General features: G+C 67.1%; 24 protein-coding genes. 13 read left to right on the top strand and 11 right to left on the bottom strand.

Going from position 1 to position 24,819, the window contains the following annotated elements; translation table 11 throughout:
• Nucleotides 1–19: 19 nt before the first annotated feature.
• Nucleotides 20–4,339 carry a beta strand repeat-containing protein gene (locus tag AC3WJT_RS14180; protein ID WP_492343772.1) on the top strand — a complete coding sequence of 1,440 codons (4,320 nt, stop codon included), beginning with the start codon at nt 20–22 and terminating at the stop codon, nt 4,337–4,339.
• A gap of 194 nt (nt 4,340–4,533) precedes the next feature.
• A complete protein-coding gene (locus AC3WJT_RS14175; RefSeq protein WP_492343852.1) occupies nt 4,534–5,166 on the top strand; it encodes an ATP-dependent Clp protease proteolytic subunit in 633 nt (210 codons plus the stop codon).
• Nucleotides 5,167–5,228: 62 nt separating this feature from the next.
• On the opposite strand, the gene AC3WJT_RS14170 is transcribed toward AC3WJT_RS14175, so the two are convergent.
• Both AC3WJT_RS14170 and AC3WJT_RS14165 read right to left on the bottom strand, forming a co-directional pair.
• Nucleotides 5,229–5,486: a hypothetical protein gene (locus AC3WJT_RS14170; RefSeq protein ID WP_492343771.1), complete on the bottom strand. Its 258-nt coding sequence runs from the start codon at nt 5,484–5,486 to the stop codon at nt 5,229–5,231.
• A gap of 86 nt (nt 5,487–5,572) precedes the next feature.
• Complete coding sequence (locus AC3WJT_RS14165; RefSeq protein WP_492343770.1) at nt 5,573–6,241, bottom strand: HAD-IB family hydrolase; 669 nt, start codon at nt 6,239–6,241, stop codon at nt 5,573–5,575.
• A 353-nt stretch (nt 6,242–6,594) separates the two neighbouring features.
• Here AC3WJT_RS14165 and clpX point away from each other — a divergent pair, with 353 nt between their 5' ends.
• The 5 genes from clpX (at nt 6,595) to AC3WJT_RS14140 (ending at nt 10,667) form a co-directional block, all read left to right on the top strand.
• The gene (gene clpX, locus AC3WJT_RS14160) at nt 6,595–7,857 is read left to right on the top strand and encodes an ATP-dependent Clp protease ATP-binding subunit ClpX (RefSeq protein ID WP_488902329.1); all 1,263 of its coding nucleotides are present in this window, start codon (nt 6,595–6,597) and stop codon (nt 7,855–7,857) included.
• A 129-nt stretch (nt 7,858–7,986) separates the two neighbouring features.
• Entirely contained in the window at nt 7,987–8,676 is a 690-nt protein-coding gene (locus AC3WJT_RS14155) for a DUF4336 domain-containing protein (RefSeq protein WP_492343769.1), read from the top strand.
• Between the two features lie 65 nt (nt 8,677–8,741).
• Nucleotides 8,742–9,380, top strand: coding sequence for a hypothetical protein (locus AC3WJT_RS14150; protein ID WP_492343768.1), 639 nt, complete (start codon nt 8,742–8,744; stop codon nt 9,378–9,380).
• Nucleotides 9,381–9,490: 110 nt separating this feature from the next.
• The gene (locus AC3WJT_RS14145) at nt 9,491–10,039 is read left to right on the top strand and encodes a hypothetical protein (RefSeq protein WP_492343767.1); all 549 of its coding nucleotides are present in this window, start codon (nt 9,491–9,493) and stop codon (nt 10,037–10,039) included.
• 79 nt (nt 10,040–10,118) lie between these two features.
• A complete protein-coding gene (locus AC3WJT_RS14140) occupies nt 10,119–10,667 on the top strand; it encodes a 3-keto-disaccharide hydrolase (RefSeq protein ID WP_492343766.1) in 549 nt (182 codons plus the stop codon).
• Between the two features lie 82 nt (nt 10,668–10,749).
• Here the strand turns inward: AC3WJT_RS14140 and AC3WJT_RS14135 are convergent, their stop codons facing one another.
• Nucleotides 10,750–11,592: a TauD/TfdA dioxygenase family protein gene (locus AC3WJT_RS14135; RefSeq protein ID WP_492343765.1), complete on the bottom strand. Its 843-nt coding sequence runs from the start codon at nt 11,590–11,592 to the stop codon at nt 10,750–10,752.
• A gap of 81 nt (nt 11,593–11,673) precedes the next feature.
• Between AC3WJT_RS14135 and AC3WJT_RS14130 the strand changes: the two genes are divergently transcribed.
• From AC3WJT_RS14130 to AC3WJT_RS14120, 3 genes are all read left to right on the top strand, one after another.
• Nucleotides 11,674–12,342 (top strand): Crp/Fnr family transcriptional regulator, encoded by a 669-nt coding sequence (locus AC3WJT_RS14130; protein WP_492343764.1) that lies wholly within the window; start codon nt 11,674–11,676, stop codon nt 12,340–12,342.
• Nucleotides 12,343–12,456: 114 nt separating this feature from the next.
• Complete coding sequence (locus AC3WJT_RS14125) at nt 12,457–13,962, top strand: malonate--CoA ligase (protein WP_492343763.1); 1,506 nt, start codon at nt 12,457–12,459, stop codon at nt 13,960–13,962.
• 197 nt (nt 13,963–14,159) lie between these two features.
• Complete coding sequence (locus AC3WJT_RS14120) at nt 14,160–15,548, top strand: amidase family protein (protein ID WP_492343762.1); 1,389 nt, start codon at nt 14,160–14,162, stop codon at nt 15,546–15,548.
• A gap of 74 nt (nt 15,549–15,622) precedes the next feature.
• Here the strand turns inward: AC3WJT_RS14120 and AC3WJT_RS14115 are convergent, their stop codons facing one another.
• The 8 genes from AC3WJT_RS14115 to AC3WJT_RS14080 all read right to left on the bottom strand — a co-directional run bounded on the left by AC3WJT_RS14115 (nt 15,623) and on the right by AC3WJT_RS14080 (nt 21,315).
• Nucleotides 15,623–16,384 carry a pseudouridine synthase gene (locus AC3WJT_RS14115; RefSeq protein ID WP_492343761.1) on the bottom strand — a complete coding sequence of 254 codons (762 nt, stop codon included), beginning with the start codon at nt 16,382–16,384 and terminating at the stop codon, nt 15,623–15,625.
• Nucleotides 16,385–16,450: 66 nt separating this feature from the next.
• Nucleotides 16,451–16,987, bottom strand: coding sequence for an SRPBCC family protein (locus tag AC3WJT_RS14110; protein WP_492343760.1), 537 nt, complete (start codon nt 16,985–16,987; stop codon nt 16,451–16,453).
• Nucleotides 16,988–16,999: 12 nt separating this feature from the next.
• Nucleotides 17,000–17,407 carry a VOC family protein gene (locus tag AC3WJT_RS14105; protein WP_492343759.1) on the bottom strand — a complete coding sequence of 136 codons (408 nt, stop codon included), beginning with the start codon at nt 17,405–17,407 and terminating at the stop codon, nt 17,000–17,002.
• A 13-nt stretch (nt 17,408–17,420) separates the two neighbouring features.
• Complete coding sequence (locus AC3WJT_RS14100; RefSeq protein WP_492343758.1) at nt 17,421–17,879, bottom strand: SRPBCC family protein; 459 nt, start codon at nt 17,877–17,879, stop codon at nt 17,421–17,423.
• An 81-nt stretch (nt 17,880–17,960) separates the two neighbouring features.
• On the bottom strand, nt 17,961–19,211 hold the full coding sequence (locus AC3WJT_RS14095; protein ID WP_492343757.1) for an RNA polymerase sigma factor: 1,251 nt from the start codon (nt 19,209–19,211) through the stop codon (nt 17,961–17,963).
• Nucleotides 19,208–19,573 carry a YciI family protein gene (locus tag AC3WJT_RS14090; protein ID WP_492343756.1) on the bottom strand — a complete coding sequence of 122 codons (366 nt, stop codon included), beginning with the start codon at nt 19,571–19,573 and terminating at the stop codon, nt 19,208–19,210. Before AC3WJT_RS14090 ends, AC3WJT_RS14095 begins: the two co-directional genes overlap by 4 nt.
• Before the next feature lie 74 nt (nt 19,574–19,647).
• Nucleotides 19,648–20,679, bottom strand: a complete 1,032-nt coding sequence (locus tag AC3WJT_RS14085) for a fatty acid desaturase (RefSeq protein WP_492343755.1) — start codon at nt 20,677–20,679, stop codon at nt 19,648–19,650.
• A gap of 213 nt (nt 20,680–20,892) precedes the next feature.
• A complete protein-coding gene (locus AC3WJT_RS14080) occupies nt 20,893–21,315 on the bottom strand; it encodes a hypothetical protein (protein WP_492343754.1) in 423 nt (140 codons plus the stop codon).
• Between the two features lie 214 nt (nt 21,316–21,529).
• On the opposite strand from AC3WJT_RS14080, the gene AC3WJT_RS14075 reads away from it, so the two are divergent.
• The 3 genes from AC3WJT_RS14075 to AC3WJT_RS14065 all read left to right on the top strand — a co-directional run bounded on the left by AC3WJT_RS14075 (nt 21,530) and on the right by AC3WJT_RS14065 (nt 24,722).
• Nucleotides 21,530–21,712, top strand: coding sequence for a DUF3606 domain-containing protein (locus AC3WJT_RS14075; protein WP_492343753.1), 183 nt, complete (start codon nt 21,530–21,532; stop codon nt 21,710–21,712).
• 180 nt (nt 21,713–21,892) lie between these two features.
• Nucleotides 21,893–24,292 (top strand): endopeptidase La, encoded by a 2,400-nt coding sequence (lon, locus tag AC3WJT_RS14070; RefSeq protein WP_492343752.1) that lies wholly within the window; start codon nt 21,893–21,895, stop codon nt 24,290–24,292.
• Nucleotides 24,293–24,446: 154 nt separating this feature from the next.
• Entirely contained in the window at nt 24,447–24,722 is a 276-nt protein-coding gene (locus AC3WJT_RS14065) for an HU family DNA-binding protein (RefSeq protein WP_492343751.1), read from the top strand.
• Nucleotides 24,723–24,819 lie beyond the last annotated feature (97 nt).

Genomic DNA, 24,819 nt, shown 5'->3' with positions numbered 1-24,819 from the left:
ATGCTGAAAGTTGTGCTCGATGGCTGCGCCCACGCTCTCCGGTCTTGACGCCCCGACGTTCAACGAAAACACCGTCAATGCGGCGCCTCAACTCATCGACAGTGACGTCACCTTCACGGACGCCGATGGTGACTTTGATGGCGGGACGCTGACGGTCAGCGGATTGCTGGCCGGGGACACGGTCTCGATCCTGAGTGGCGCGATTATCAGCCTGGCCGCCGGGGTCGTTTATTACGACGCGGACGGCGCGGGCGGAGCCGATCCGGTTGAGATCGGCACGGCATCCGGTGGCGTGGGGGCGACCTTCACGGTGACCTTCAACGCGGCGGCGACCGCGGCGGCGATCGACGCCCTGATCCAGAACCTCTCCTACGCCAACAGCAGCGATACGCCGACGGCCAGCCGGACGCTCACCATCAACCTCACCGACGCGAGTGGCGCGGATTTTGGGGGCGCGACAAGCTTCGAACAACAGGTCGTTGTCTTCAATTCCCTCCCCTTTGGTGTTGACGTCGGCTTTGTCAGCATGCCGACGTTCGCTGACCTTGATGACGATGGCGACCTCGACGTTGTGGTCGGCGAGCTGTTCGGCACACTTCTTTATTTCGAGAATACCGGTTCGGGTGCCTCGCCCGCGTTCACCGAGCGTACTGGCACGGCCAGTCCTTTCGATGGTGTCAATGTCGGGTTTCGGGCCGCACCGACCTTCGCTGACCTCGACGGGGATGGCGATCTGGACGCCCTGGTCGGCGAATACGACGGTCTTCTGAACTACTATGAAAACACCGGCTCGGCGGCGGCTCCGTTGTTCACCCTCCGCACCGGTACGGACAATCCCTTCAATGGCGTCGATGTCGGCCTTTCGAGCGTTCCGACCTTTGCTGACCTCGACGGGGATGGCGATCTGGACGCCCTGGTCGGCGAAAACGACGGTCTTCTGAACTACTACGAGAATACTGGCACAACCTCCGCGCCTGTATTCACAGCCCTGACTGGCGTCGCAAATCCCTTCGATGGCGTTGATGTTGGGCTCAACAGCACGCCCGCCTTCGTCGATATAGATGGCGATGGCGATCTCGATGCGATGATTGGCACGCGCGCCGGCGTCGTGGTCTATTTCGAAAACACCGGAACGACGTCCGCGCCTTTATTTATTGCCCGCACCGGCGTGGAAAACCCGCTCGATTTTGTTGTTGTTGGCAGTTATGCGTCGCCTACGTTCGGAGATATCGACGGCGATGGCGACATGGACCTGCTGTCCGGAAACCGCAACGGTGAAATTCTCTACTACCAGAACACCACGGTTCATGGCGCCGCCATCACCGTCAACGTAACGGCCCAGAACGACGCGCCGTCCGCGAGCGGCCTGCCGACCGACGTGACGGTGACCGAGGACGTGGCGGGCGACCTGAACCTGTCGGCCGTAACCCTGGCTGACCTTGACGGCGACAGCCTGACTGTCGTCCTGACCGCCTCCGCCGGGACGATGACCGCGACGACCGGCGGCGGCGTGACCGTCAGCAACTCCGGAACCGGCGCGATCACCCTGACCGGCACGGCCTCGGCGATCGATACGTTCCTCAACACCGCCTCGGCGATCCAGTACACGGGGGCGGCGAACGCCAGCGGGAACAACGCCGCGACCATCACCGTGACGGCCAACGACGGCTCCGGCGCGGTCACGCTCGGCACGGTCAATGTCGACATCACCGGAACCAACGACGCGATGAGCCTGACCGGCCTGGCGGCCTCGGCGACCTTCGCCGAGAACCTCGTCAACAACGCGCCGCAGCTTCTCGACATCAATGTCGTCTTCTCCGATCCGGACAGCTTCGACGGCGGCGCGCTGGTCCTGTCAGGCCTGCTGGCGGAAGACCGCGCTTCGGTCCGCAACCAGGGAACGGGCGCCGGCGAGATCGGCCTGTCGGGAACCGACGTCACCTACGGCGGCGTGGTCATCGGGACCCTGGCGGGCGGCGTCGGCGCGACCCTGACGATCACGTTCAACGCGGCGGCAACGGGCACCGCCATCGACGCCCTGATCCAGAACCTGACCTACGCCAACGTCAGCGACACGCCGACGGCGTCGCGGACGTTGACGCTCAATGTCACGGACGCCGCGGGCGACGACCTGCCCGGCGCGGCGGTCTTCACCGAGCGCACCGGCGCGGCCAATCCATTGAACGGGGTCGATGTCGGTGTGGTCAGCACGCCCGTCTTCGCCGACCTCGATAACGACGGCGATCTGGACGCGGTGGTCGGGGAGCTCAACGGCGCCCTGTTCTATTTCGAAAACACCGGCACGGCCTTGGCCCCGGTGTTCACGGAGCAGACCGGCGCGTCCAATCCGTTCAACGGCATCGATGTCGCCGACCGAAGCGCGCCAGCCCTGGTCGACCTCGACAATGACGGCGACCTGGACGCGGTGATCGGCGAGCAGGACGGCGTCCTCAACTACTTCGAAAACATCGGCACGCCGGGAGGGGCGATCTTCACCGAAATCACGGGCGGGTCCAATCCGTTCAACGCCATCGACGTTGGCGTCATGAGCACGCCGACCTTCGCCGACCTGGACAACGATGGCGACCAGGACCTGCTGGTCGGCGAGGACAATGGCGCGCTGCTCTACTTCGAGAACACCGGCTCGGCGGGGAATGCGACCTTCACCGCGCGCACCGGGGCGCTCAATCCGTTCAACGGCGTCGATGTGGGCTTCCAGAGCGCCATCGCCCTGACCGACCTGGACGGCGACGGCGACCTCGACGCCATGGTCGGCGAGAATGACGGCACGCTGAGATACTTCGAGAACACCGGAACCGCCGCGGCTCCGGTCTTCGTCCAGCGCACCGGCGCAGCCAACCCGCTCAACGGCGTGGACGTGGTCAACTTCAGCAACCTCACCTTCGCCGACATCGACAACAACGGCGTCATGGATGCGGTGATCGGGCGGCAGAACGGCACGCTGAGCTATTTCGAGAACACGCCCGCAGGCGGCCTCTCGCTCACCGTCGCCGTGACCGCCCAGTCCGAAACGGGATCCGCCGGCGACGATCTGCTTTTCGGCGGCGGCGGCAGTGACTCGATCAGCACCCAGGACGGGGCCGATACGGTCAACGCCGGCGGCGGCAACGACACGATCGACGGCGGCGAGGGCGATGACGTCATCGATGCGGGCGACGGCGATGACTACATCAAGGGCGGGCTCGGCGCCGACGCCATGACCGGCGGGACGGGCAACGACACCTATGTCGTTGACGACGCGGGCGATACGACCGACGAGACCGGCGGCGACGGGACCGACCTCGTGATCACCCGGATCAGTTGGACCCTCGGGTCGGGGCTGGAGAACCTGACGCTGGGCAACGGCGGGACCCTGACCGGGACCGGCAATGCCCTGGCCAACCTCATCACCGGCAACAGCGTCGCCAACACGATCAACGGTCTGGCGGGCAATGACACGCTCAATGGCGGCGGCGGGGATGATGTCCTGAACGGCGGCGATGACAACGACACGCTCAACGGCGACACCCAGAATGACGTCCTCAGTGGCGGCGCCGGGATCGACACGCTCAACGGCGGGGCGGGGCACGACACGCTGGATGGCGGGACCGGCGCGGACATCATGGCCGGCGGCGCGGGCAACGACAGCTATGTCGTCGACGACGCCGACGACGCGATCACCGAGGGCGTGGGCGAGGGGACCGACAGCGTCACCTCGTCGGTCAGCTACACCCTGTCGGCCAACATCGAGAGCCTGACCCTGAACGGCGGGGTTACCGGCGAAGGCAACGCGCTGGCCAACACCATCACGGGCAGCGCCGGCGGCAACACCCTCATCGGCAACGACGGGGCCGATGTGCTCGCCGGCATGGCCGGCGCGGACAGCCTCTACGGCGGCAACGGCAATGACAGCCTCGACGGCGGCCAGGACGGCGACGTCCTCTACGGCGGCGCGGGCGGCGACCGGCTGACCGGCGGCACGGGCGGCGACACGTTCGCCTTCACCGACGCCGATATCCGCCGCTCAGGCCTCGGCCAGACCGCTGACCGGGACGTGATCACCGACCTGGCGTTCCTGTTCAACGACCGCATCGACCTCAGCGCCATCGACGCGAACGTCAATCTCGCCGACGACCAGGCGTTCACCTTCGTTGCGAAGTTCACCGGCGTGGCCGGTCAGGCGACGATCAAGGCGAATGGCGGCAAGACCCTGCTGCAGCTGGACGTCGATGGCGATGGCGTCGCCGACCTCGCCATCGAGATCACCGGCAACCACGCCGCCACCACGGCGAACCTCTACACCGGCGGCGGCGACGTGAACGGCGGGTGGGTGCTGTAGGGGGCGGGACGGAACGGCCGTCCCCGAACCCGGCGTGGCTTCGCGGCCGCAAACCGCGACCCGGCCCCTACGGCTCACTTGCATCATCTTAACCTCCGCCCGATATCCGGGGGGAGGCGATGGCGCGGCATGATTCGCGACGGGCCAGTACAGAGAGAAAGGCGCCCATGAGCGATTACTACCGTACCCTGTCGATGTCTGACCCGGTCCAGACCGCCATGAATCTCGTGCCGATGGTGGTCGAGCAGACCAGCCGCGGCGAGCGGGCGTTCGACATTTTCTCGCGCCTGCTGAAGGAGCGGATCATCTTCCTGACCGGTCCGGTCGAGGACGGCATGAGCGCCCTGATCTGTTCGCAGCTGCTCTTCCTGGAGTCCGAGAACCCCAAGAAAGAGATCAGCATGTACATCAACTCGCCCGGCGGCGTGGTGACCAGCGGTCTCGCGATCTACGACACCATGCAGTACATCAAGAGCCCGGTGTCGACGGTGTGTATGGGCATGGCGGCCTCGATGGGCAGCCTGCTGCTCTGCGCCGGCGCCGCCGGCCAGCGGGTCGCCCTGCCGAACGCCCGCATCATGGTGCACCAGCCCTCCGGCGGCTTCCGCGGCCAGGCGTCCGACATCATGCGGCACGCCGAGGACATCATCAAAACCAAGCAGCGCCTCAACGAGATCTACGTGAAGCACACCGGCCGCACCTACGAGGAAGTCGAACAGACCCTCGACCGCGACCACTTCATGAGCTCGGAAGAGGCCAAGGCCTGGGGCATCGTCGATCACGTCTACGAGACCCGCGAGAGCGCCGAGGCGGACGCAGCGACCTGAGGGCCTTAGAGACCCGAACGGAAAAGGCCCGGCTAGCGCCGGGCCTTTTTCTATTTGGGAGACTATCGCGTAATTCCATCCGCAACTCTGGATCGAAAGTCTTCCCGCTCCTCCGCCGTCTCCACCCTGAACCGGTCAAAGTCCGCCCCGGCCAGCCGCACATCGGCGAACAGGCCGGCCGGGTCCTCGTGGAAATGCAGGAAGGCGCGGCCGCCGCGATAGAACACCCCGCGGCCCTTCTCCTTGAGGCCGGGCAGGGTGCGGATCACCGCCAGCAGCGGCTCCAGCTGATCAAGCGCAGCGGTTCCGGCGTGTTTCATTGGGGACATGTACCAACGGTACGTGTCCCCTAATCCAGATTCAGGCGTGGCTCAATTGGGGGACACGTACCTGCGGTACATGTCCCCTACGGGCGCCCCTTGAACACCCGGTAGCCTTTTTCGTCGGCGATGCGGAGCATTTCGCGGTCGCCGGAGGTGTCGCCATAGGCGGCGGTGAGCCGAACGTCCTCGCCGTAGACTTCCCGCAGCCGGCGGACCTTTTCCGGGCCACGGCAGTTGGGGCCGGCCAGCAGGCCGAGCGCGCGGTCATCCTTGTCGAAGGCGATGGCGCTGCCGATCAGCCGGTCGCAGCCGAGGCCCCGGGCGAACGGGGCGACGATCATGTCCGGCGAGGCGGTGACGATGATCGTCTTGGCGCCGCTCGCCCGCCAGCGCCGCCAGGCCATGATCGCATCCGGACGGAACAGGCGCGGCGCGGCGATCTCGGCGAAGGTCCGCGCCTCCGCCTCGAGTGTTTCGCGTTTTACGCCCTTGAGGAATTCCCGGATCGCCGCCGACTTGATGCGGCCGCGGTTGCGGTGAAACAGATAGCCGATCCCCGACGGCGTCAGCCGCAGGCAGCCGAACGCCCAGCGCAGCGGACCGGCGCGCCATTTCAGGAAGGCGGTGAAGCTGTCCTCGACCGTCAGGGTGCCGTCGAAGTCAAAGGCGACCAGCGCCGGCTCGTCGAGCGGATCAGGCATGACCGGTCGCGAGGACGAAAGTCCCTGCGCCAGGAGTGATCTGCGTCCCATAGTCTACCCGCCCCGGCCTTCTTGAGGGCCGTTTCGATCACGATTCCGGGACTCATGACACCAAAGTGACGCCGCCGTGGCGGCATCTCGTCGGCGTGAAGTCCGGTCTCGCTTGTCCCACAGCGGGTCAATTCCCATCTGTTCGTCCGGATGCGACGCAATCGGCGTGCCGGGCGACCGGCGCTTTCACTGCGGCTGTGGCGTTACAGTGCTTGTCCCGGAACGCCGGATCGGGGATTGTCAAGGATTGGAAAACCCCCGGCGCGTATCCTGCATGTTCGATTGCGGGATGAACCGCACAGGGGTGGGCGACGAACGGCCTCGGCCGACATCGCCAGAGCGTGAGAAGAGCAATGACCAAGGCCGCCAGTGGCGACTCGAAGAGCACCCTGTACTGTTCTTTCTGCGGAAAGAGCCAGCATGAGGTGCGCAAGCTCATCGCGGGACCAACCGTGTTCATCTGTGATGAATGCGTAGAACTCTGCATGGATATCATTCGCGAAGAGCACAAGATTGCCTTCGTGAAGTCCAAGGACGGCGTTCCGACCCCGAAGGAAATCCGGGAAGTGCTCGACGATTACGTGATCGGTCAGAGCCACGCCAAGAAAGTCCTCTCCGTCGCGGTGCACAACCACTACAAGCGGTTGAACCACGCGCAGAAGAACAACGACGTCGAACTGTCCAAATCCAACATCATGCTGGTGGGCCCGACGGGCTCGGGCAAGACGCTGTTGGCCCAGACCCTGGCCCGAATCATCGACGTGCCGTTCACGATGGCCGACGCCACGACCCTGACCGAAGCCGGTTATGTCGGTGAAGACGTCGAGAACATCGTCCTGAAACTGCTCCAGGCGGCGGACTACAACGTCGAACGCGCCCAGCGCGGGATCGTCTACATCGACGAAATCGACAAGATCAGCCGCAAGTCCGACAACCCTTCGATCACGCGCGACGTTTCGGGCGAGGGCGTCCAGCAGGCGCTGCTGAAGATCATGGAAGGCACCGTCGCCTCCGTGCCGCCGCAGGGCGGGCGCAAGCATCCCCAGCAGGAGTTCCTGCAGGTCGACACGACCAACATCCTGTTCATCGTCGGCGGCGCCTTCGCCGGGCTGGAGAAGATCATCTCCGGCCGCGGCCAGGGCACCTCGATCGGCTTCGGCGCCAAGGTGGCCGATCCGGATGAGCGCCGCACGGGCGAGATCCTGCGTCAGGTCGAGCCTGAGGACATGCTCCGCTTCGGCCTGATCCCGGAATTCATCGGCCGTCTGCCGGTGATCGCGACCCTGGAGGACCTCGACGAGGAAGCCCTGGTCAAGATCCTGACCGAGCCGAAGAACGCCCTGATCAAGCAGTACGCCCGTCTGTTCGAGATGGAGAACGTCGGCCTGAAGTTCACCGACGACGCGCTCAACGCGGTCGCCCGCAAGGCCATCCTGCGCCGCACCGGCGCGCGGGGCCTGCGCTCGATCATGGAAGGCATCCTGCTGGAGACCATGTTCGAACTGCCCAGCTACGAGGGCGTCGAGGAAGTGGTGGTCAACGCCGAGGTCGTCGAGGGCCGCGCCCAGCCGCTGGTCATCTACGCCGAGAAGAAGGCGGGCGGCGCGAGCGCCTGACGCGTAAGCCAACCAGAATTGCGAAAGGGCGCGGTGAAAGCCGCGCCCTTTTTCGTTGTCTTCTTCGCGCCTTGGCGAGGGGCGCGGATCAGGGTTTTCTGAAGCCCGTGACGCTTCCCGGGGAAGACCATGCTGCAGCCGTTCGGCGAGTCGCTCTGGATCGCGGACGGCGCCATCGCGGACGTCGCCGGGTTTCGCTATCCGACGCGCATGGCCGTGGTCCGGCTGGCCGATGGCGGCCTGTTCATCTGGTCGCCGACCGCGCTTGACGCCGAGCTCATGGCGGCTGTCAGGGCGCTGGGGCCGGTGCGCCATGTCGTTGCGCCCAACGCCCTGCACCACCTGCATCTGGACGACTGGCAGGACGCCTTTGCACCGGCTCGCTTCACCGCGCCGCCAGGCCTGCGAAAGAAGCGGCCGGACCTGCGGTTCGACGACGAGCTGACCGACGGCTCGGTCCATGACTGGTCCGGCGAGATCGACCATGTGCTGGTCCACGGCAACCTGATCACCACCGAGGCGGTGTTCTTCCACCGCCAGAGCCGGACGGCGATCTTCACCGATCTGATCCAGCACTTCAGTCCGACCTGGTTCTCAGGCTGGCGGGCCATAGTCGCCAAGCTTGACCTCATGACCGCGCCGCAGCCGGAAGTCCCCCGCAAATTCCGCAAGACCTTCGTCGATCGCCGCGCCGCCCGGGCCGCTGTCCGCCGCATCCTGGAATGGCCGGCCGAGCGCGTGCTGATGGCTCATGCGGCTCCGGTGACGCAGGACGGCCAGGCCTTTATCCGCCGGGCCTTCCGGTGGCTGGGCGTCTGACATCGTTGGCCGACGGATGAGAGGCCTGTATCCTCTTGGCGGGCGGATTGCCTTTAGAAAGCGCCATGCATAGACGCGCCCTCCTTGCCGCCCTGGCCCTCGGTTCGCTCGCCACCCCGTCGCTGGCCGCCAAGGCGCCCGTCGAGTACGCCGGCGCGGACGGCGGCTATGTCGCCTATGCCGTCGGAACGATCACCCTGGGCATGCACTTCGACTTCCCCTATCGGCGCGTCGCGCTGCCCGACGGGGCGCCCGTGAACGACTGGACGGGAACGATCGAGCCAAAGCTCGGCGGGGCGATCTACCTCAAGATCAAGAACCCGGACTTCACAGGGCGGGAGACCGGCCAGATCGTCGTCCGCCGGCTGCCGCCGGGCGACTACCTGATCGAGAATTTCGCCTTCTACGGCTCCAGTCCGCTCGGCGCGTCCTACGACTGGTCGGCGGCGAAGCCGTTCGCCATCCGGTTCAGCATCCAGCCGGGCAAGGCGACCTATATCGGCAGCTACATGCGCGCGCCATCGATGGGCACTTCGCTGGCGCCGCAGCTGGGCGCCGTGGGCTTCTTCGTGGTGGCCGACCGCTCGGAGAGAGACCTGCCGATCGTCAGGACCCGTCTGCCCCTGGCCTTCGAGGTGCTGTCCCAGGTGACCGACGTCGAACCGATCTGCAACGCCCTGCTGCGGAGCCGCGAACCCGATTGACGGGCCCTGGATCGTCGGGGCGGCAGCCTGCATCAAAATCACACAGCTCGCCCCCATCGCCCTGCATGGGCGGGCCGCGATACAACCGGATCGAGGGGAGCCGATCTGTCATGCAAAACACCAAAGCCGAACGCCGCGTGGCGCACTGGCGGATCGCGCTGTGGGGCGGGGCGGCGCTGCTGTTGCTCGCGCCGCTGGTCGCCATGCAGTTCACCACCGAGGTGGCCTGGACCGGCTCCGACTTCCTGATCTTCGGGATCATGCTGGCCATCGTGGTCGGCGGGGTCGAACTGGCCGTGCGGCTGTCGCGCCACTACGCCTATCGCGCAGCCTCGGGCGTCGCCCTCGTCGCCGGCTTCCTGCTGGTCTGGATGAACCTCGCCGTGGGCATTATCGGCAACGAGAACAATCCCCTCAACATGATGTACGGCGGCGTGCTGGCCACTGGCCTGCTGGGCGCCGCGATCGCGCGGTTCCGCCCGGCCGGCATGGCCCGCGCGATGATCGCGATGGCGGCGGCCCAGGTTCTGGTCGCGGCCGTCGCCCAGGCGGCCGGACATTTCACCTGGGTGCTGACGGCGGTGTTCGTCGCGCTCTGGCTGGGCTCGGCCTGGCTGTACCGCGACGCGGCGCGGGATCAGGCGGCGGCCGTTGCGTGAAGCCGGTCCATGCCCCTAACTGTCGCGGTCGCACGGCAGCGGGGTGTCCATGATTGATCGTCGTTCAGTCCTCGCGGGTATGACCCTCGTGTCACTCGCGGCGCCGGCATACGCCAAAGGCCCCTTCCGGCCGTTGTTCAACGGTCGCGATCTCGACGGCTGGACGCCCGTCGGGGACGCCAACTGGTCGGTCGAGGGCGGCGTGCTCGCCGCCGATCAGGGCGGCATGAGCTTCCTGGTGTCGCGGGACAGCTTCCGGGACTTTGACCTGCGCGCAGAACTCTGGGTCAGCGACGACGCGAACTCGGGCATCTTCATCCGGTGCGCCGACCGCACGCGGATCACGCCCGCGACGGCCTATGAGGTCAATGTCTTCGACCGGCGTCCGGACCCGACCTACGGCACCGGGGGCATCGTCGACATCGCGCCTGTCTCACCGATGCCGAAGGCCGGCGGTCGGTGGAACCTGCTGGAGGTCAGTGCGAAGGGCGACGTCCTCTCGGTCGTGTTCAACGGGCAGAAGACCGTGGATGCCGTGCGCAATACTGCACATGCCGAAGGGCCGATCGCCCTCCAGTACGGCTCGGGTGTGGTGAAGTTCAGGGCGGTCGAGGTTCGGCCGGCCTGACGGGGACATGTACCGCAGGTACGTGTCCCCTAAACCTGCCGCTCGATTGGGGGACACGTACCCTTGGTACATGTCCCCGCGCTTACGCCGCTTCCAGCGCGCAGCCCGCGAGGGTGATGCGGTGCATCAGCCGGTAGTGGCCGTGGTAGTCGTTCTTCGCGAAATGCCAGGTCGCGCGGTTGTCCCAGATGGCCACTGTGCCGGGCTCCCAGACCAGGGTGCTGACGTGCGCCGGGTTCATCGCGTGGGCATAGAGCTTCATCAGCAGGGGCATGCTCTCCTCGCGGGTCTGGCCCTCGAAGCGCAGGGTGAAGCTGGGGTTCACATAGAGGACGGGCTTGCCGCTGCCGGGATGTTTGATGACCACCGGATGGACGGTCTCGGGGGTCTCGACGCCGCCCTTGGCCAGTTCCGGCTGGTCGGTGTTGGCGTAGACGCCCTTCTCGCCGAACACATGGTCGGACCCATGCACGGCCCGAAGGCCGGCGATCTCGGCTTTGGTCTCGGCGTCGAGGGTGTCGTACGCGGCGTACATGTCGGCGAACAGGGTGTCGCCGCCGCCGGGCGGCAGGTCGCGGGCGACCAGCACCGAGCCCATGGCCGGTTCGATGTCGTAGCTGTGGTCGGTGTGCCAGCCGCCGCCGATGTTGGTCGTCTGCTCGGCGGTCTTCTCGACCTTGGCGATCACCGGATAGCCTGGTGCGGCCGGGAAGAAGCGGTTGACGTCGATCGGCGCGATCCGTTCGGCCAGGGCGATGTGCTGCTCCGGCGTGAGGGACTGGCTGCGGAAGAACAGCACGCCGTGGTCGAACAGGGCCTGTCGCAACTGGCTGACGTCGGCGTCGGTCAGGCGGGCCAGATCAACATCGCGCACGGTCGCGCCGCAGCCGGTGACGGGGTCGATGCGAAGCTGGGTGTCGATCATGGCGGGGCTCCCGAAGTGTCTCGTTGCGCCATTGGCGCATGACTCTGGCGGCATGAATGTCACGCAGGTTACAGTCGTTGGATGAGCGCCGACTCCCTTGAACGCGTCGCGGCCATCGCCTGGTTCGCCCGCCAGCCGCCGGACCGGCGGGAAGCGCTGCTGCGCGGCGGCCGGCTGTCGCGGCGCCAGACCGGCGAATGGATGCATGGCGAGGGCGACGAGGAGACCGGGGTCCTGGCGGTCGTCGACGGATCGCTGAAGGTCTACGGCCAGGCCCCGGGCGGGCGGGAGGCGCTGATCGGCCTGCTGCCGGCGGGCACGGTCATCGGCCAGAGCGCGGCCTTCGGCGGCGGGCCCCGGATCGTCACGGCGATCACCGCGTCGCCGTCGCTGATCTTCACCCTGTCCGACAGCGCCTTGCGCCGGGTGGCGGCGGTGCATCCCGGTCTTTGGGAGGCGCTGACCGCACTGGTCTACGGGCAGTTGCGGGCCAACGCCCAGGCGGTGGCCGAGCTGATCGCGTTGAAGCCGCGCGAGCGGCTGGTATCGCGACTGGTGCAACTGGCCTCCGCGACCGGCGGCCCGATCCCGGCGTCCCAGTCGGACCTGGCCGAGATGATCGGGGTCTCGCGCAAGGCGGTGAACGGCTGGCTGGGCGAGCTGGAGACGGCCGGGTTGGTCGCGCGGGGGTATGGGGTGATCCGGGTGCTCGATGCGGGGCGGCTGGAGCGGATGCTCGAACAGCAATAGCCGCTCATCCCGACGAAGGTCGGGACCCAGGCTTTTTTCCTGACATCCCGTCGCCGAACGCTAAAACATCTGGGTCCCGGCCTTCGCCGGGATGAGCGGATTTGAGAGACAGCCGTGAACCTCTTCGAGCACCTCACCGCCAGCGGCGTCCCCAACGCCGCCTTCCTCGAGCGCCCCTCCGGGGCCGTCGACAGCTATGCCGACCTGCAGGCGCATACCGCTCGCTACGCCCACGCCCTGCGCGCGCTCGGGGTGAAGCCCGGCGACCGGGTCGCCGTTCAGGTCGAGAAATCGCCGGAGAACCTCTACCTCTACCTTGCGACGATCCGCGCCGGGGCGGTGTTCCTGCCGCTGAACACGGCCTACACCATCCGCGAGCTGGACTACTTCATCGGCGACGCGGGCCCCTCGCTCGTGGTGTGCGATCCGCTGGTGGAAGAGGAGGTCTGCGGCCTCGTCGACGCCCTGGACGCCCGGGTCGTGACCCTCGACGCCAACGGGGAGGGGAGTCTGGCCGACATCGCCGCGACCCGGCCGGCGACCTTCCCGACCGTGGCCCGTGAAGCGTCAGACCTGGCCGCCATCTGCTACACCTCGGGGACGACCGGCCGGTCGAAGGGCGCGATGCTGACCCACGGCAATCTGGCCAGCAACGCCGCGACGCTGGTCGACCTGTGGCGGTTCACCGCCGCCGATGTGCTGATCCATGCCCTGCCGATCTACCATGTGCACGGGCTGTTCGTGGCGACCAACGTCACCCTGATGGCCGGGGCCTCGATGATCTTCCGGCCGAAGTTCGACGCCGCGGAGGCGCTGACCCTGTTCCCGCGCGCGACCGCGCTGATGGGCGTGCCGACCTTCTATACCCGCCTGCTGGCCCAGGGCGGCCTGACCCGCGAGGCGGTCGCCGGGATGCGGCTGTTCATCAGCGGTTCGGCGCCGCTGCTGGCCGAGACCCATGTCGAGTGGTCAGCGCGCACCGGCACGGCGATCCTCGAGCGCTACGGCATGACCGAGACGGGGATGAACACCTCCAACCCCTATGACGGCGACCGGGTGGCAGGCACCGTCGGCCCGCCGCTGCCGGACGTGGCGCTGCGGATCGCCGATCCGGAAACCGGCGCGATCCTGCCCGACGGCGAGATCGGCATGATCGAGGTGAAGGGCCCCAACGTCTTCGCCGGCTACTGGAACATGCCGGAAAAAACCGCCGCCGAGTTCCGCCCGGACGGCTTCTTCATCACCGGCGACCTGGGGAAGATCGACGCCGCCGGCTACGTCCACATCGTCGGGCGGGGCAAGGACCTGATCATCTCCGGCGGCTTCAACGTCTATCCCAAGGAAGTCGAGGAGGAGATCGACGCGCTGCCCGGCGTGGTCGAAAGCGCGGTCATCGGCCTGCCGCATCCGGATCTGGGCGAGGGCGTCACCGCCGTGGTCGCCACCGGCGGCAAGGGCGCGTTCAGCGAGGAAGCCGTGATCGCAGCGCTCAAGGACAGGCTGGCGCGGTTCAAGCAGCCGAAGCGCGTGCTGTTCGTCGACGACCTGCCGCGCAACGCCATGGGCAAGGTGCAGAAGGCGCTGCTGCGAGAGCGCCACGCCGGGCTCTACAAGTCCTGAGGCCTGCCACGCGCTGTTTCGCTGGCGGCGTCCTGGGCGCAGTCTGCCCAGTCGTTTTCGGATGCGCTACTCGGGCGCGACATCCGGAGATCAGGCTTTCCTGAACGGTGATGCCGCCAGCCTGCTGTCAGCATGGTGACACGCGCCACTGGACAGCGCCCGGCCGGTTTTGCGAGCCTCAGGTCAGGGAGAACGCCATGACCGAAGCCAGCACCCGCGAGTTCGCCGACGCCTTCGCCGTCGAGTTGACAGAGGCGCTCGCGCAGCGCCGCGTCAGCGCCCTTGAACTCGCCGACGCCGCCATCGCCCGCATCGAGGCGCGCGACGGGGCGATCAACGCCGTCGTGGTGCGTGATTTCGACAGGGCCCGTGACGCGGCGAAGGCGGCGGACGCAGCGCTGGCGCGCGGGGAGCGGCGGCCGCTGCTGGGCATCCCGATGACGGTCAAGGAGGCCCACTGGGTCGCCGGCCTGCCGACCACCTGGGGCATGGAGATGTGGAAGGACTGGACGGCGCCGGTCGACGCCGTCGGCATCCAGCGGGTCAAGGCGGCGGGTGCGGTGATCCTCGGCAAGACCAACGTGCCGCCGATGCTGGCCGACTGGCAGAGCGACAACCCGGTCTATGGCCGGACCAACAATCCGTGGAATCTGGCGCGGACGGCCGGCGGGTCCTCGGGCGGCAGCGCCGCGGCCCTGGCGGCCGGCTATGTGCCGCTCGAGTTCGGCTCGGACATCGGCGGTTCAATCCGGGTCCCGGCCGCCTTCTGCGGCGTCTACGGTCACAAGCCGAGCTACGGCATCGTGCCCCTGCGCGGGCATACGCCGCCGGGGGTCGACGGCTACAACGTCGTGCTTGCGGTCGTCGGGCCGATGGCGCGCACCGCGGCCGACCTGGAGCTGGCGCTTGACGCCATGGCCGGGCCGGACGAACTGGAGATGACGGGCTATGGCCTGACCCTCCCGCCGGCGCGGCATCGCAGGCTGGAGGATTTCCGGGTTCTGGTGATCGACAGTCATCCGATGGCCGCGCTGGACGAGGAGATCCGCGCGGCGCTCGACGGGCTGGCCGGTCGGCTGGAGGACCTCGGCGTCGCCGTGGACCGCGACAGCGACCTGCCGCCGGACCCGGCGGAGGCGCACGGCGTCTATGGCATGATCCTCAATGCGGCGATGACCCGTGGACAGCCCGGCGCACGATCGCCGTCGGCGCATGAGTGGATGGATTTGCACGACGCCCAACTGGCGATCCGCCGTCAGTGGGCGCAGGTGTTCCGCGCCTATGACGTGGTGCTGGCGCCGACCCACGGCTCGGTGGCCTTCCCGCACGACGACAGCCCGGACATGGGCGCCCGCAAGCTGCTGATCAACAATGAACTCTCGCGCTATTTCGACCAGCTGGCCTGGCCGGGCATGGCCACCGTGGCCCATCTGCCGGCCACCGCCGCGCCGATCGGCCTCAGCCGGGCAGGGATGCCGATCGGCATCCAGATCATGGGTCCGTATCTCGAGGATCGCACCCCGATCGCTTTCGCCGGCCTGCTGGAACGCGAGTTCGGCGGGTTCAGGAAACCGCCGGGCTTTTAGGGACCCGTACCGCAGGTACGTGTCCCCTAATTCGGAGGCTCGCTTGGGGGACACGTACCTGCGGTACACATCCCCTATCCCTTGATCAGCGCCGCCCGCTCTTCCGGCGCCAAGGGGCGCCAGCGGCCTTCCGGAAGGGCGCCGAGCGTAATCGGGCCGACGCGGGTGCGCAGGAGGTCGACGACCTCCAGCTCAACGAGTTCGCACATCCGGCGGATCTGGCGGTTGCGTCCTTCCTTGAGGACGAAGCTGAGGGTCTGCTTGCCCGACAGGTTGACCTGGGCCTGCTTCAGCTGCCGCCCGTCGAGCATCAGGCCGTAGCGTAGAAGCTCCATCTTGTCGGTGGTGATCTGACCGGCGACCTGGACGCGGTACTCCTTCTCCAGATCGGAGTCGGGGCCGATCACGGCCTTCGCCACCACGCCGTCCTCGGACATGATGAGGAGGCCCCGGCTGTCCATGTCGAGCCGTCCGATCGGCGCCAGCCGGCTGTCGCGGCCGGGGATGACGGTGCCAGGCCCCCAGAGAGTCGAGCGGTTGATCAGCCGGACGGCCGGGATCTGCTCGCCCTCGGGCTGCGAGGAGACGATCCCGACCGGCTTGTGGAACATCAGCGTAAGACTGGCCGACAGGGCGCCGGTGGCCGCGTCGGCGAGCGTCAGGGTCTGGCCGGGCTGGATCTTGCGGCCGGCGTCCTCGACGACCTCGCCGTCGATGCTGACCAGGCCCTTGCCGATCAGAGCCTCGGCTTCACGCCGCGAGCAGACGCCGCTCTGCGCCAGCCAGCGGTTGACGCGCTGGGGTTCGGGTTCGTCGTAGGTGCGGGTCCAGGCCATGGGGTGTGTCTAGAGCCAGACGCGAGCGAGGTCACGCATCGGCTGAACACTCCCAAGCGGGGGAGGTCAGCCCTCCGCCGCCGCCTTCATGGCCGCGAGGCCGTCCAGGAACACCGGGCCCATCATCTTCTCGTTGTTGAAGACGAGGCTCATCAGCTTGGCGACGAAAGGCTGGGGACCGAACATCGCCCAGGTGACCCGCGTGCCGCCGGCCTCGGGCGCGAGGGTGAACTCGGCCATGTTGTGCGCCTCGAACGGCTTGAAGAAGTCGAGCTTGATCAGCAACCGGCGATCGGCTTCAGCCTCGACGATTTCCATGGCGCCGACACCGGTCTTCGGGCCTTCCCAGCCGTAGGTGGCTCCCAGACCGCTGGCCGCGCCGCCGTAGCTGCGCTTGAGCGCGCCTTCGGTTTCCATTTTTTCGAACGGCGACCAGACGGTCCAGCGGTGGAAGTCCGCGATCAGCGGGAAGACGGTCGCGGCCGGCGCATTGATGACGGCGCTGCGTTCCAGCCGGAAGCTGTCGGGCCGGGTCGCCACGAACCCGAGGAGAGCGACGACGAGGAAGCCGAGGACCAGGATGATGATAAGGGGCAAACTCATGGAATTCTCCGATCAGGCCTGTTCAGCCGGCTGGTTCATCGCCCAGTGAACCCCGAAGCGGTCCTTCAGGGAACCCCAGCGGTCGCCCCAGAACATCAGGGCCACCGGGTTGGTGATCTCCAGCCCGGCGTCGACCGCGCGTCTGAACCAGGCGTCGATGTCGTCGACCACCAGCTGCATCGTGAAGCTTTGCGAAGGCTGGTGCGCGTAGCCGGACTCCGGCCAGCAATCGCTGATCATCAGCGAACCCTCGTTGATCACAAGATGGCTGTGAATCAGGCGTACGCCGTCTTCGGACGGCATGCGTCGCACCTCCACAACGCCGAAGGCTCTCTGGTAGAGGTCCACGGCATCGGCCGCGCCGACGACATTCAGGTAGGGGATCACGCCCTTCTGGGGCGGTTTGGCCGGATCGGTCATGGCGGTCCTTTCGTCAGAACGTCTTGAGGAGCTCGGCCAGTTGATCGGCGCACTGGCCCCAGCCTTCGAGGAAGCCCATCTGCTCGTGCTGGGCCTTGGCCTCGGCCGTCCAGTGCCGGGCGCGGGCGGTGTAACGGGTGCGCCCGCCTTCCAGCGGCTGGAACTCGACGATGGCGACCATGAACGGCCCGGCGGGAACCCAGTCGCCGACAAAGGCGTCGGTGAACACCAGGCGGCGGTTCGGAACCACCTCCAGGTAGACGCCCGGGTTGGGAAACTCGTTGCCGTCCGGGTCCATCATGGTGACCGAGGACGAGCCGCCGGGGCGGAGATCCTGCTCGACCTTCGCGATGGTCCAGGGCGCCGGCACGAACCACCGCGGGATCAACGTGGGGTCGGTCCAGCAGCGATAGACCTTCTCTGGCGGGGCGTCGAAGATGCGTTCAAGGACGAGTTCATGTTCGGGGCTCATCGACGTTCGATCCTTCGTCTGGACGGCGTTTCCCCAAGGACGGATGAGCCGGCTGCGTTCCGACAATCAGCCCTGAAAACGTCAGGCTGTCCTGTCCGCCTGCATCAGCCGGTCGAGATGGCCCCGAATATGCGCCGCTTCCGCGGGCGTGTTGGCCAGGGCGATCGCCTGGTTGAAGGCCGTGCGGGCGTCCGCCTCCATTCCCAGTTGCAGCAGCAGCGCGCCGCGCACGCCGTGAAAATGGAAATAGCCGGCCAGCCGCCCTTCGAGCGGGGCGATCAGGTCCAGCGCCGCCTGCGGCCCCTCGGTCTTGCTGACCGCGACAGCCCGGTTGAGGGTGATCACCGGGGAAGGGGTGTGCTGCTCCAGCGCTTCATAGAGAGCGACGATCCCGCGCCAGTCCGTGTCCTCCGCACGCGCGGCGCGGCCGTGCAGGGCGGCGATGGCGGCCTGGATCTGATAGGGGCCCGGCCGGCGGTGCCGCATCGCCTTGTCGACGAGGGCCAGGCCTTCGCCGATCAGGGCCGCGTTCCACAGAGACCGGTCCTGATCGTCCATCAGGATGATCTCGCCGGCGGCGTCGAACCGCGCGGCGGCTCGGGCGTGCTGCAGCAGGAGCAGGGCGGTCAGCCCCATGATCTCCGGCTCGGTCTGGTAGAGTCGCAGCAGCAGGCGGGCCAGGCGGATCGCCTCGTCGGCCAGTTGCGCGCGGTCCTCCTGTCGGCCGCCGGCGGAATAGCCCTCGTTGAACAGCAGGTAGATCATCGCCGCCACGGCCGCGACGCGCTCGGCGCGCTCCACGGGCCCGGGGGTTTCGAACGGCACGCCGCTCGCAGCAATCTTGGCCTTGGCGCGCGTAATCCGCTGCTCCATGGCGCTTTCGCCGACCAGGAAGGCGCGGGCGATCTGCCGGACCGACAGCCCGGAGACGATCCTGAGCGCCAGCGCGATCTGCTGCGTCGCCGGCAGGTCTGGATGGCAGCAGATAAACAGCAGCCGCAGCACGTCGTCACGGTAGTCCGCGCCGTCGAGCCGCTCGGCCAGCGGCGTTTCGGCGTCCTCGGTGTCGGAGAGCTCGGCCTCATCAGGCAGGACGGTCTGCCTGGCCCGGCGCCGCGCGCTGTCGATTCCGGCATTGCGGCCGACCATGATCAGCCAGGCCGCAGGATCGCGTGGCGGGCCGTTGACCGGCCAGGTCCTGAGCGCGCGGAGGCAGGCGTCCTGAAAGGCTTCCTCCGCCGTATCGAGGTCGCGGAAGTATCGCAGCAGCGCGCCGACGGCCCGGGGGCGGGCGCCTGAGAGGGCTGCGTCGATCCAGACGGGGTCGGTCACCCGACAGCGGCCCCCGGCAGATACAGCCGCAGCGGCCGGAGCTCATAGGCGCCGCCCGGGTTCGCCCTGCCCAGCTCGCGAGCGATTTCCAGCCCTTCCTCCAGCCCGGAAATGTCGAGGATGTAGAGGCCGAGCAGTTGTTCCTTGGTCTCGGCGTAGGGGCCGTCGACGACCAGGTCCTGGCTCTTGAACAGGGTCGTCGCCGCCGTGGTCGGCATCAGCCGCAGGGACGGGCCCAGCTTGCCCTCGGCCTCCAGCCGTTCATGCGTGACGTTCAGTTGCGCCATGACCGCGTCGTCTTCTTCCTGTGACCAGGACATCACGACGTCTTCGGCGTTGTAGCAAAGGATGGCGTAGAGCATCGGCGCGGCCTCGTTTCCCCAAAGGACGAACGAGTATGCCGCGCACCGACAGGCGCGGGCGGAAAATTCCGCCGTCAGGCCGCCGCGCGTTCCATGCGGCGCAGCTGCTGCAACTGGCGGAAGGAGATCAGCCGGCGGCTGCCTTCATCCCACAGCGCCAGCGACACGGTCCGGAAGCTCTCGACCAGGCCCAGGCGGCTGACGTTGCGCAGCTCGGGATGGTCCTTCAGCACCCTGGTCAGGCGGTAGTAGGGAATGCGGCTGTTCACGTGATGGACGTGGTGCACGCCGATGTTGGCGGTCATCCAGCGCAGCGGCGCGGGCAGGTCGTAGTGAGAGCTGCCGTGCAGGGCGGCCTCGGTGTGATCCCACTCGCCCTTGCGCGCCCAGTAGGCGTTCTCGAACTGGTGCTGGACGTAGAACAGCCAGACGCCGATCGAGGCGGCCATCAGGATGGTCGGCAGATGGATCAGCAGCAGGCCCTTCCAGCCGCCGGCCCAGATGGCCAGGCCAACGATGACGGCGATGGCCGCGTTGGTGCCCATGGCGCTGAGCCAGGGCTTCCAGCCTTCCTTCATCAGCCCCATCGGCAGGCGCTGCTCGAGCACGAAGACCCAGGCCGGGCCGATGACGAACAGGATAAGGGGGTTGCGATAGAGACGGTAGCCGACCCGCTTCATCAGCGGCAAGGCGCGGTATTCGGCGACCGTCAGGGTGGCGATGTCGCCAAGGCCCCGGCGGTCGAGGTCGCCGGAGGTGGCGTGGTGGATCGCGTGCGACCGGCGCCAGCAGTGGTAGGGCGTCATGGTCAGGACGCCGATCAGCCGGCCCGTCCAGTCATTGGCGGCCGGGCTGCGGAAGAACGACTGGTGGCTGCAGTCGTGCTGCACCATGAACAGCCGCACCAGGAACGCCGCCGCCGGAATCGAAAGCAGCAGCGCCAGCCACCAGAGCCCGAAGATCGCGGCCACCCAGGCGGCCGTCCAGATCGCGGCCAGCGGCGCGGCGCTGAGGATGATCTCGAGGATCGAGCGGGCATGGCTCGGGCCCTGGTAGGCCGCGAGGACCTTGCGCCAGCGGCGCGGTTCGGAGGCGTTTGAGGTCACTGGTTTCTTCCCGACTCGCGCTGACCGTTTCCTGTGCGAACAGTCTGGCGCGACATTGCGACGGAGATGTTTAAGCCCCCGCTACGAGTCGCGCGAGGCGCCGTGGAGACGCTTCGTATCTGCAGCTGAACCGTGTGGCCGGTGATATGCGCCGGGAGTGAGGCTTATTGGCGGCGGGAGGGGACACGTACCGAAGGAACGTGTCCCCGATGGCTATCGCTTCCGGTAGGCCTTGGCGTCCGCGGCGAGGCTCGTGGCCCAGCTGTCCTTTTCCTCGGCCGGCGGGGCCTCAAACGGCAGTTCGCCCGCCACGCCGCGGATGGCGAGCCAAAGCGGCAGGGCGTAGTGGCCCAGCATCCGCAAGGGTCGGCGCTTGTCGGTGACATCCCAGCCGGCGTCCTCGAAGGCGAACACCTGCTGCGCCGGCGCCTTGCGGTCGACGCCGTCCCAGTCGGCCGGCGGGTCGATGGCCTCGGCCTCGTCCGGCGTCAGGCCGAAACAGGCGCGGCAGACCTCATCGATCTCCGGGACATCCGCCCGCGCGTCCGGCTCCGCCAGCGACGGCTTCATCAGCGCCCGGGTTTCAAGGTCGGCGATCCCGGGCAGATCGATCAGGCGGCGCAGGGGCTGGGTCATCGGGGCAGGGTAGCGGGCAGGGGGCGTGGCGCCAACGTGCGGGGTTCGAGACGCTCGCTTGGGGCTCGCTCCTCACCCTGACGTATGGCTTTCAAGCCCGTCCTTTTCGTCGTCCTGAGGAGCGATCCTGCGGGATCGCGTCTCGAAGGACGCAACCCTGTTGCTCAAGGCGATTTGGCAGTATTCAGAACTCGCAACCGAAGCGGAGCTCTGCATGGCCGGCCTGAAGGACAAGCGCGGGTTCATCGACCGCGACCGGCTGGACCTCTCCGAGCGCCAGGCGGTCGAATACTGGATGAAGCGCTGGGGCGTGACGAAGGAGCAGCTGACCGCTGCTCACCGCGCCGCCGGCCGCATGACCAAGGACATCGCCGCGCACCTGGGCAAGAAGCGGTAGATCCGGCGCAACGCCCGATAGTTGGGGAAAACCCCTCTATTCCACTGCGCCCCTGCGCCGCGCGACGACCGCTGCGCTTGAATGCTCCGGCGAAGCGGCCACATATCATTCACAAAGGTCGCCCAGTGTAGGTCGGCCTGCGCGGCGCCGACGTTGCAGGGCCGCGCTGAGGAGAATGGTATGACCGACATCCGTACGCTTCCGGTGTTGCCGCTTCGGGACATCGTGGTGTTTCCCCATATGGTCGTTCCCCTGTTCGTGGGACGCGACAAGTCGGTCCGTGCGCTCGAAGAAGTGATGCGCGGCGACAAGCAGATCCTGCTGGCCACCCAGAAGAACTCCGCCGACGACGATCCCGCCACCGACGACATCTATGACGTCGGCGTGGTCGCCACCGTGCTGCAGCTGCTCAAGCTGCCCGACGGCACGGTCAAGGTGCTGGTCGAGGGCAAGGCCCGCGCCGCCGTGATCAAGTTCACCGGCCGCGAGGACTACTACGAGGCCGAGACGGCCGCGATCGAGGAAGACGGCGGCGAGGAGCACGAGGCCGAGGCCCTGTCCCGCGCCGTGGCCGAGCAGTTCGAGAATTACGTCAAGCTCAACAAGAAGATCCCGCCGGAAGCCCTGGCGTCGATCCCGCAGATCGTCGAGCCGGGCAAGCTGGCCGACAGCATCGCCGCCCACCTGTCGGTGAAGATCGGCGACAAGCAGCAGCTGCTGGAAATCTTTACCGTGGTGAAGCGGCTGGAGAAGGTCTTCGCCCTGATGGAAGGCGAGATTTCCGTCCTCCAGGTCGAGAAGAAGATCCGCTCGCGCGTGAAGCGCCAGATGGAGAAGACCCAGCGCGAGTACTATCTGAACGAGCAGATGAAGGCGATCCAGCGCGAGCTGGGCGACCAGGACGACGGCCGCGATGAACTCATCGAGCTCGAGCGCCGCATCAAGAAGACCCGCCTGTCCAAGGAGGCCCGCACCAAGGCCGAGGGCGAGCTGAAGAAGCTGCGCAACATGAGCCCGATGTCGGCCGAGAGCACGGTCGTGCGCAACTACCTCGACTGGCTGCTGTCCATTCCGTGGGGCAAGGCCAAGCCGAAGAAGATCGATCTCGCCCGCGCCGAGGCGATCCTCGAGGAGGATCACTACGGCCTGGAGAAGGTGAAGGAGCGCATCCTCGAGTATCTCGCCGTTCAGGCGCGGACCAACTCGCTGAAGGGCCCGATCCTGTGCCTCGTCGGCCCTCCGGGCGTCGGCAAGACCTCGCTCGGCAAGTCCATCGCCAAGGCGACCAGCCGCGAATTCGTGCGTCTGTCGCTCGGCGGCGTGCGTGACGAGGCTGAAATCCGCGGTCATCGCCGCACCTACATCGGCTCGATGCCCGGCAAGGTCATCCAGTCGATGAAGAAGGCCAAGGCCGTCGACCCGTTCTTCCTGCTCGACGAGATCGACAAGATGGGCAGCGACTATCGCGGCGATCCGTCCTCGGCCCTCCTGGAGGTGCTGGATCCGGCGCAGAACTCGACCTTCGCCGACCACTATCTGGAGGTCGACTACGACCTCAGCCAGACGATGTTTGTCACCACGGCCAACAGCCTGAACATGCCCCAGCCGCTGCTGGACCGGATGGAGATCATCCGCATCCCCGGGTACACCGAGGATGAAAAGGTCCAGATCGCGATCCGGCACGTCCTGCCCAAGCTGACCAAGGACCACGGCCTCAAGCCCGAGGAATTCGTGGTGCCCGAGGACGCGATCCGGGGCCTGATCCGCTACTACACCCGGGAAGCCGGCGTGCGGTCGCTGGAGCGGGAACTGGGCAACCTGGCGCGCAAGGTCGTTCGCGATCTCGGCCGCGAGGGCCTCGCCACGATCACCATCGATGACGAGCGCCTGGCCAAGTACGCCGGGGTCAAGAAGTACCGCTACGGAGAGACGGACGAGGAAGACCAGGTCGGCATCGTGACGGGCCTGGCCTGGACCGAGTTCGGCGGCGACATCCTGACCATCGAGGCCATCCGGATGTCGGGCAAGGGCCGGATGTCGATCACCGGCAACCTCAAGGACGTGATGAAGGAGTCGATCTCGGCGGCGAACAGCTACGTCCGCTCACGGGCGCCGGCGTTCGGCATCAAGCCGACGGTGTTCGACAAGACCGACATCCATGTCCACGTGCCCGATGGCGCGACCCCCAAGGACGGCCCGTCGGCCGGCGCCGCCATGGCCACGGCCATGGTCTCGGTGCTGACCGGCATCCCCATCCGCAAGGAAATCGCCATGACCGGCGAGATCACCCTGCGCGGCCGGGTCACGGCCATCGGCGGTCTGAAGGAAAAGCTGCTGGCGGCCCTGCGGTCCGGCGTGAAGACCGTGCTGATCCCGCAGGAGAACGAGAAGGACCTGGCCGACGTGCCTGAGAACGTGAAGCGTGATCTGGAGATTATCCCGGTCTCGACCATCGATCAGGTGCTGGCGCTGGCCCTCACCGGGCCTCTGACGCCCATCGAGTGGGTCGAGCCGGTTGAGTCGATTGCTGCAACTGCGAAGGTCGAAGAACCCTCCGACGACGCCGTGATCACCCACTGAACCTGAGTTATCAACGATAATGTGGGCCGCCCGGGTGATTCCCGGGCGGCCTTTCGTTTGACGCGGGGGCGCCATCCGCCATAATCCCTTGCAGGCGAACGGCTCGCCCTTGGGGGGAACGCCGCGCCGCACAACACTTGGCTGGGAGAATTCAATGACCAAGGCCGAACTGGTCGCCGCCATCGCCGATGGCGCGGGTCTCAATAAAACGCAGGCTGCTGCAGCGCTGCAAGCGTTCGTCGACTCGGTGACCGCGTCGCTCAAGAGCGGGAACGACGTCCGCCTTGTGGGCTTTGGCACCTTCAAGGCCGTCAATCGGGCCGCCGGCACCGCGCGCAACCCGCGCACCGGCGAGACCGTGAAGCGTCCGGCCTCCAAGACCGCCCGCTTCCAGGTCGGCGAAGGCCTCAAGAGCACCCTGAACAGCTAGTCGCTGCTTCAAGGCTTGAAGATCGCGAGAGGCGGTCGCCGACAAGGCGGCCGCCTCTTTGCTTTGGGCCCGATGCTGTCCCCCCTTCCGGGGGGAG

This window comes from Caulobacter sp. FW305-C-30-S16 (assembly GCF_058783025.1).
This window is presented reverse-complemented; position numbering and strand designations above follow the sequence as displayed.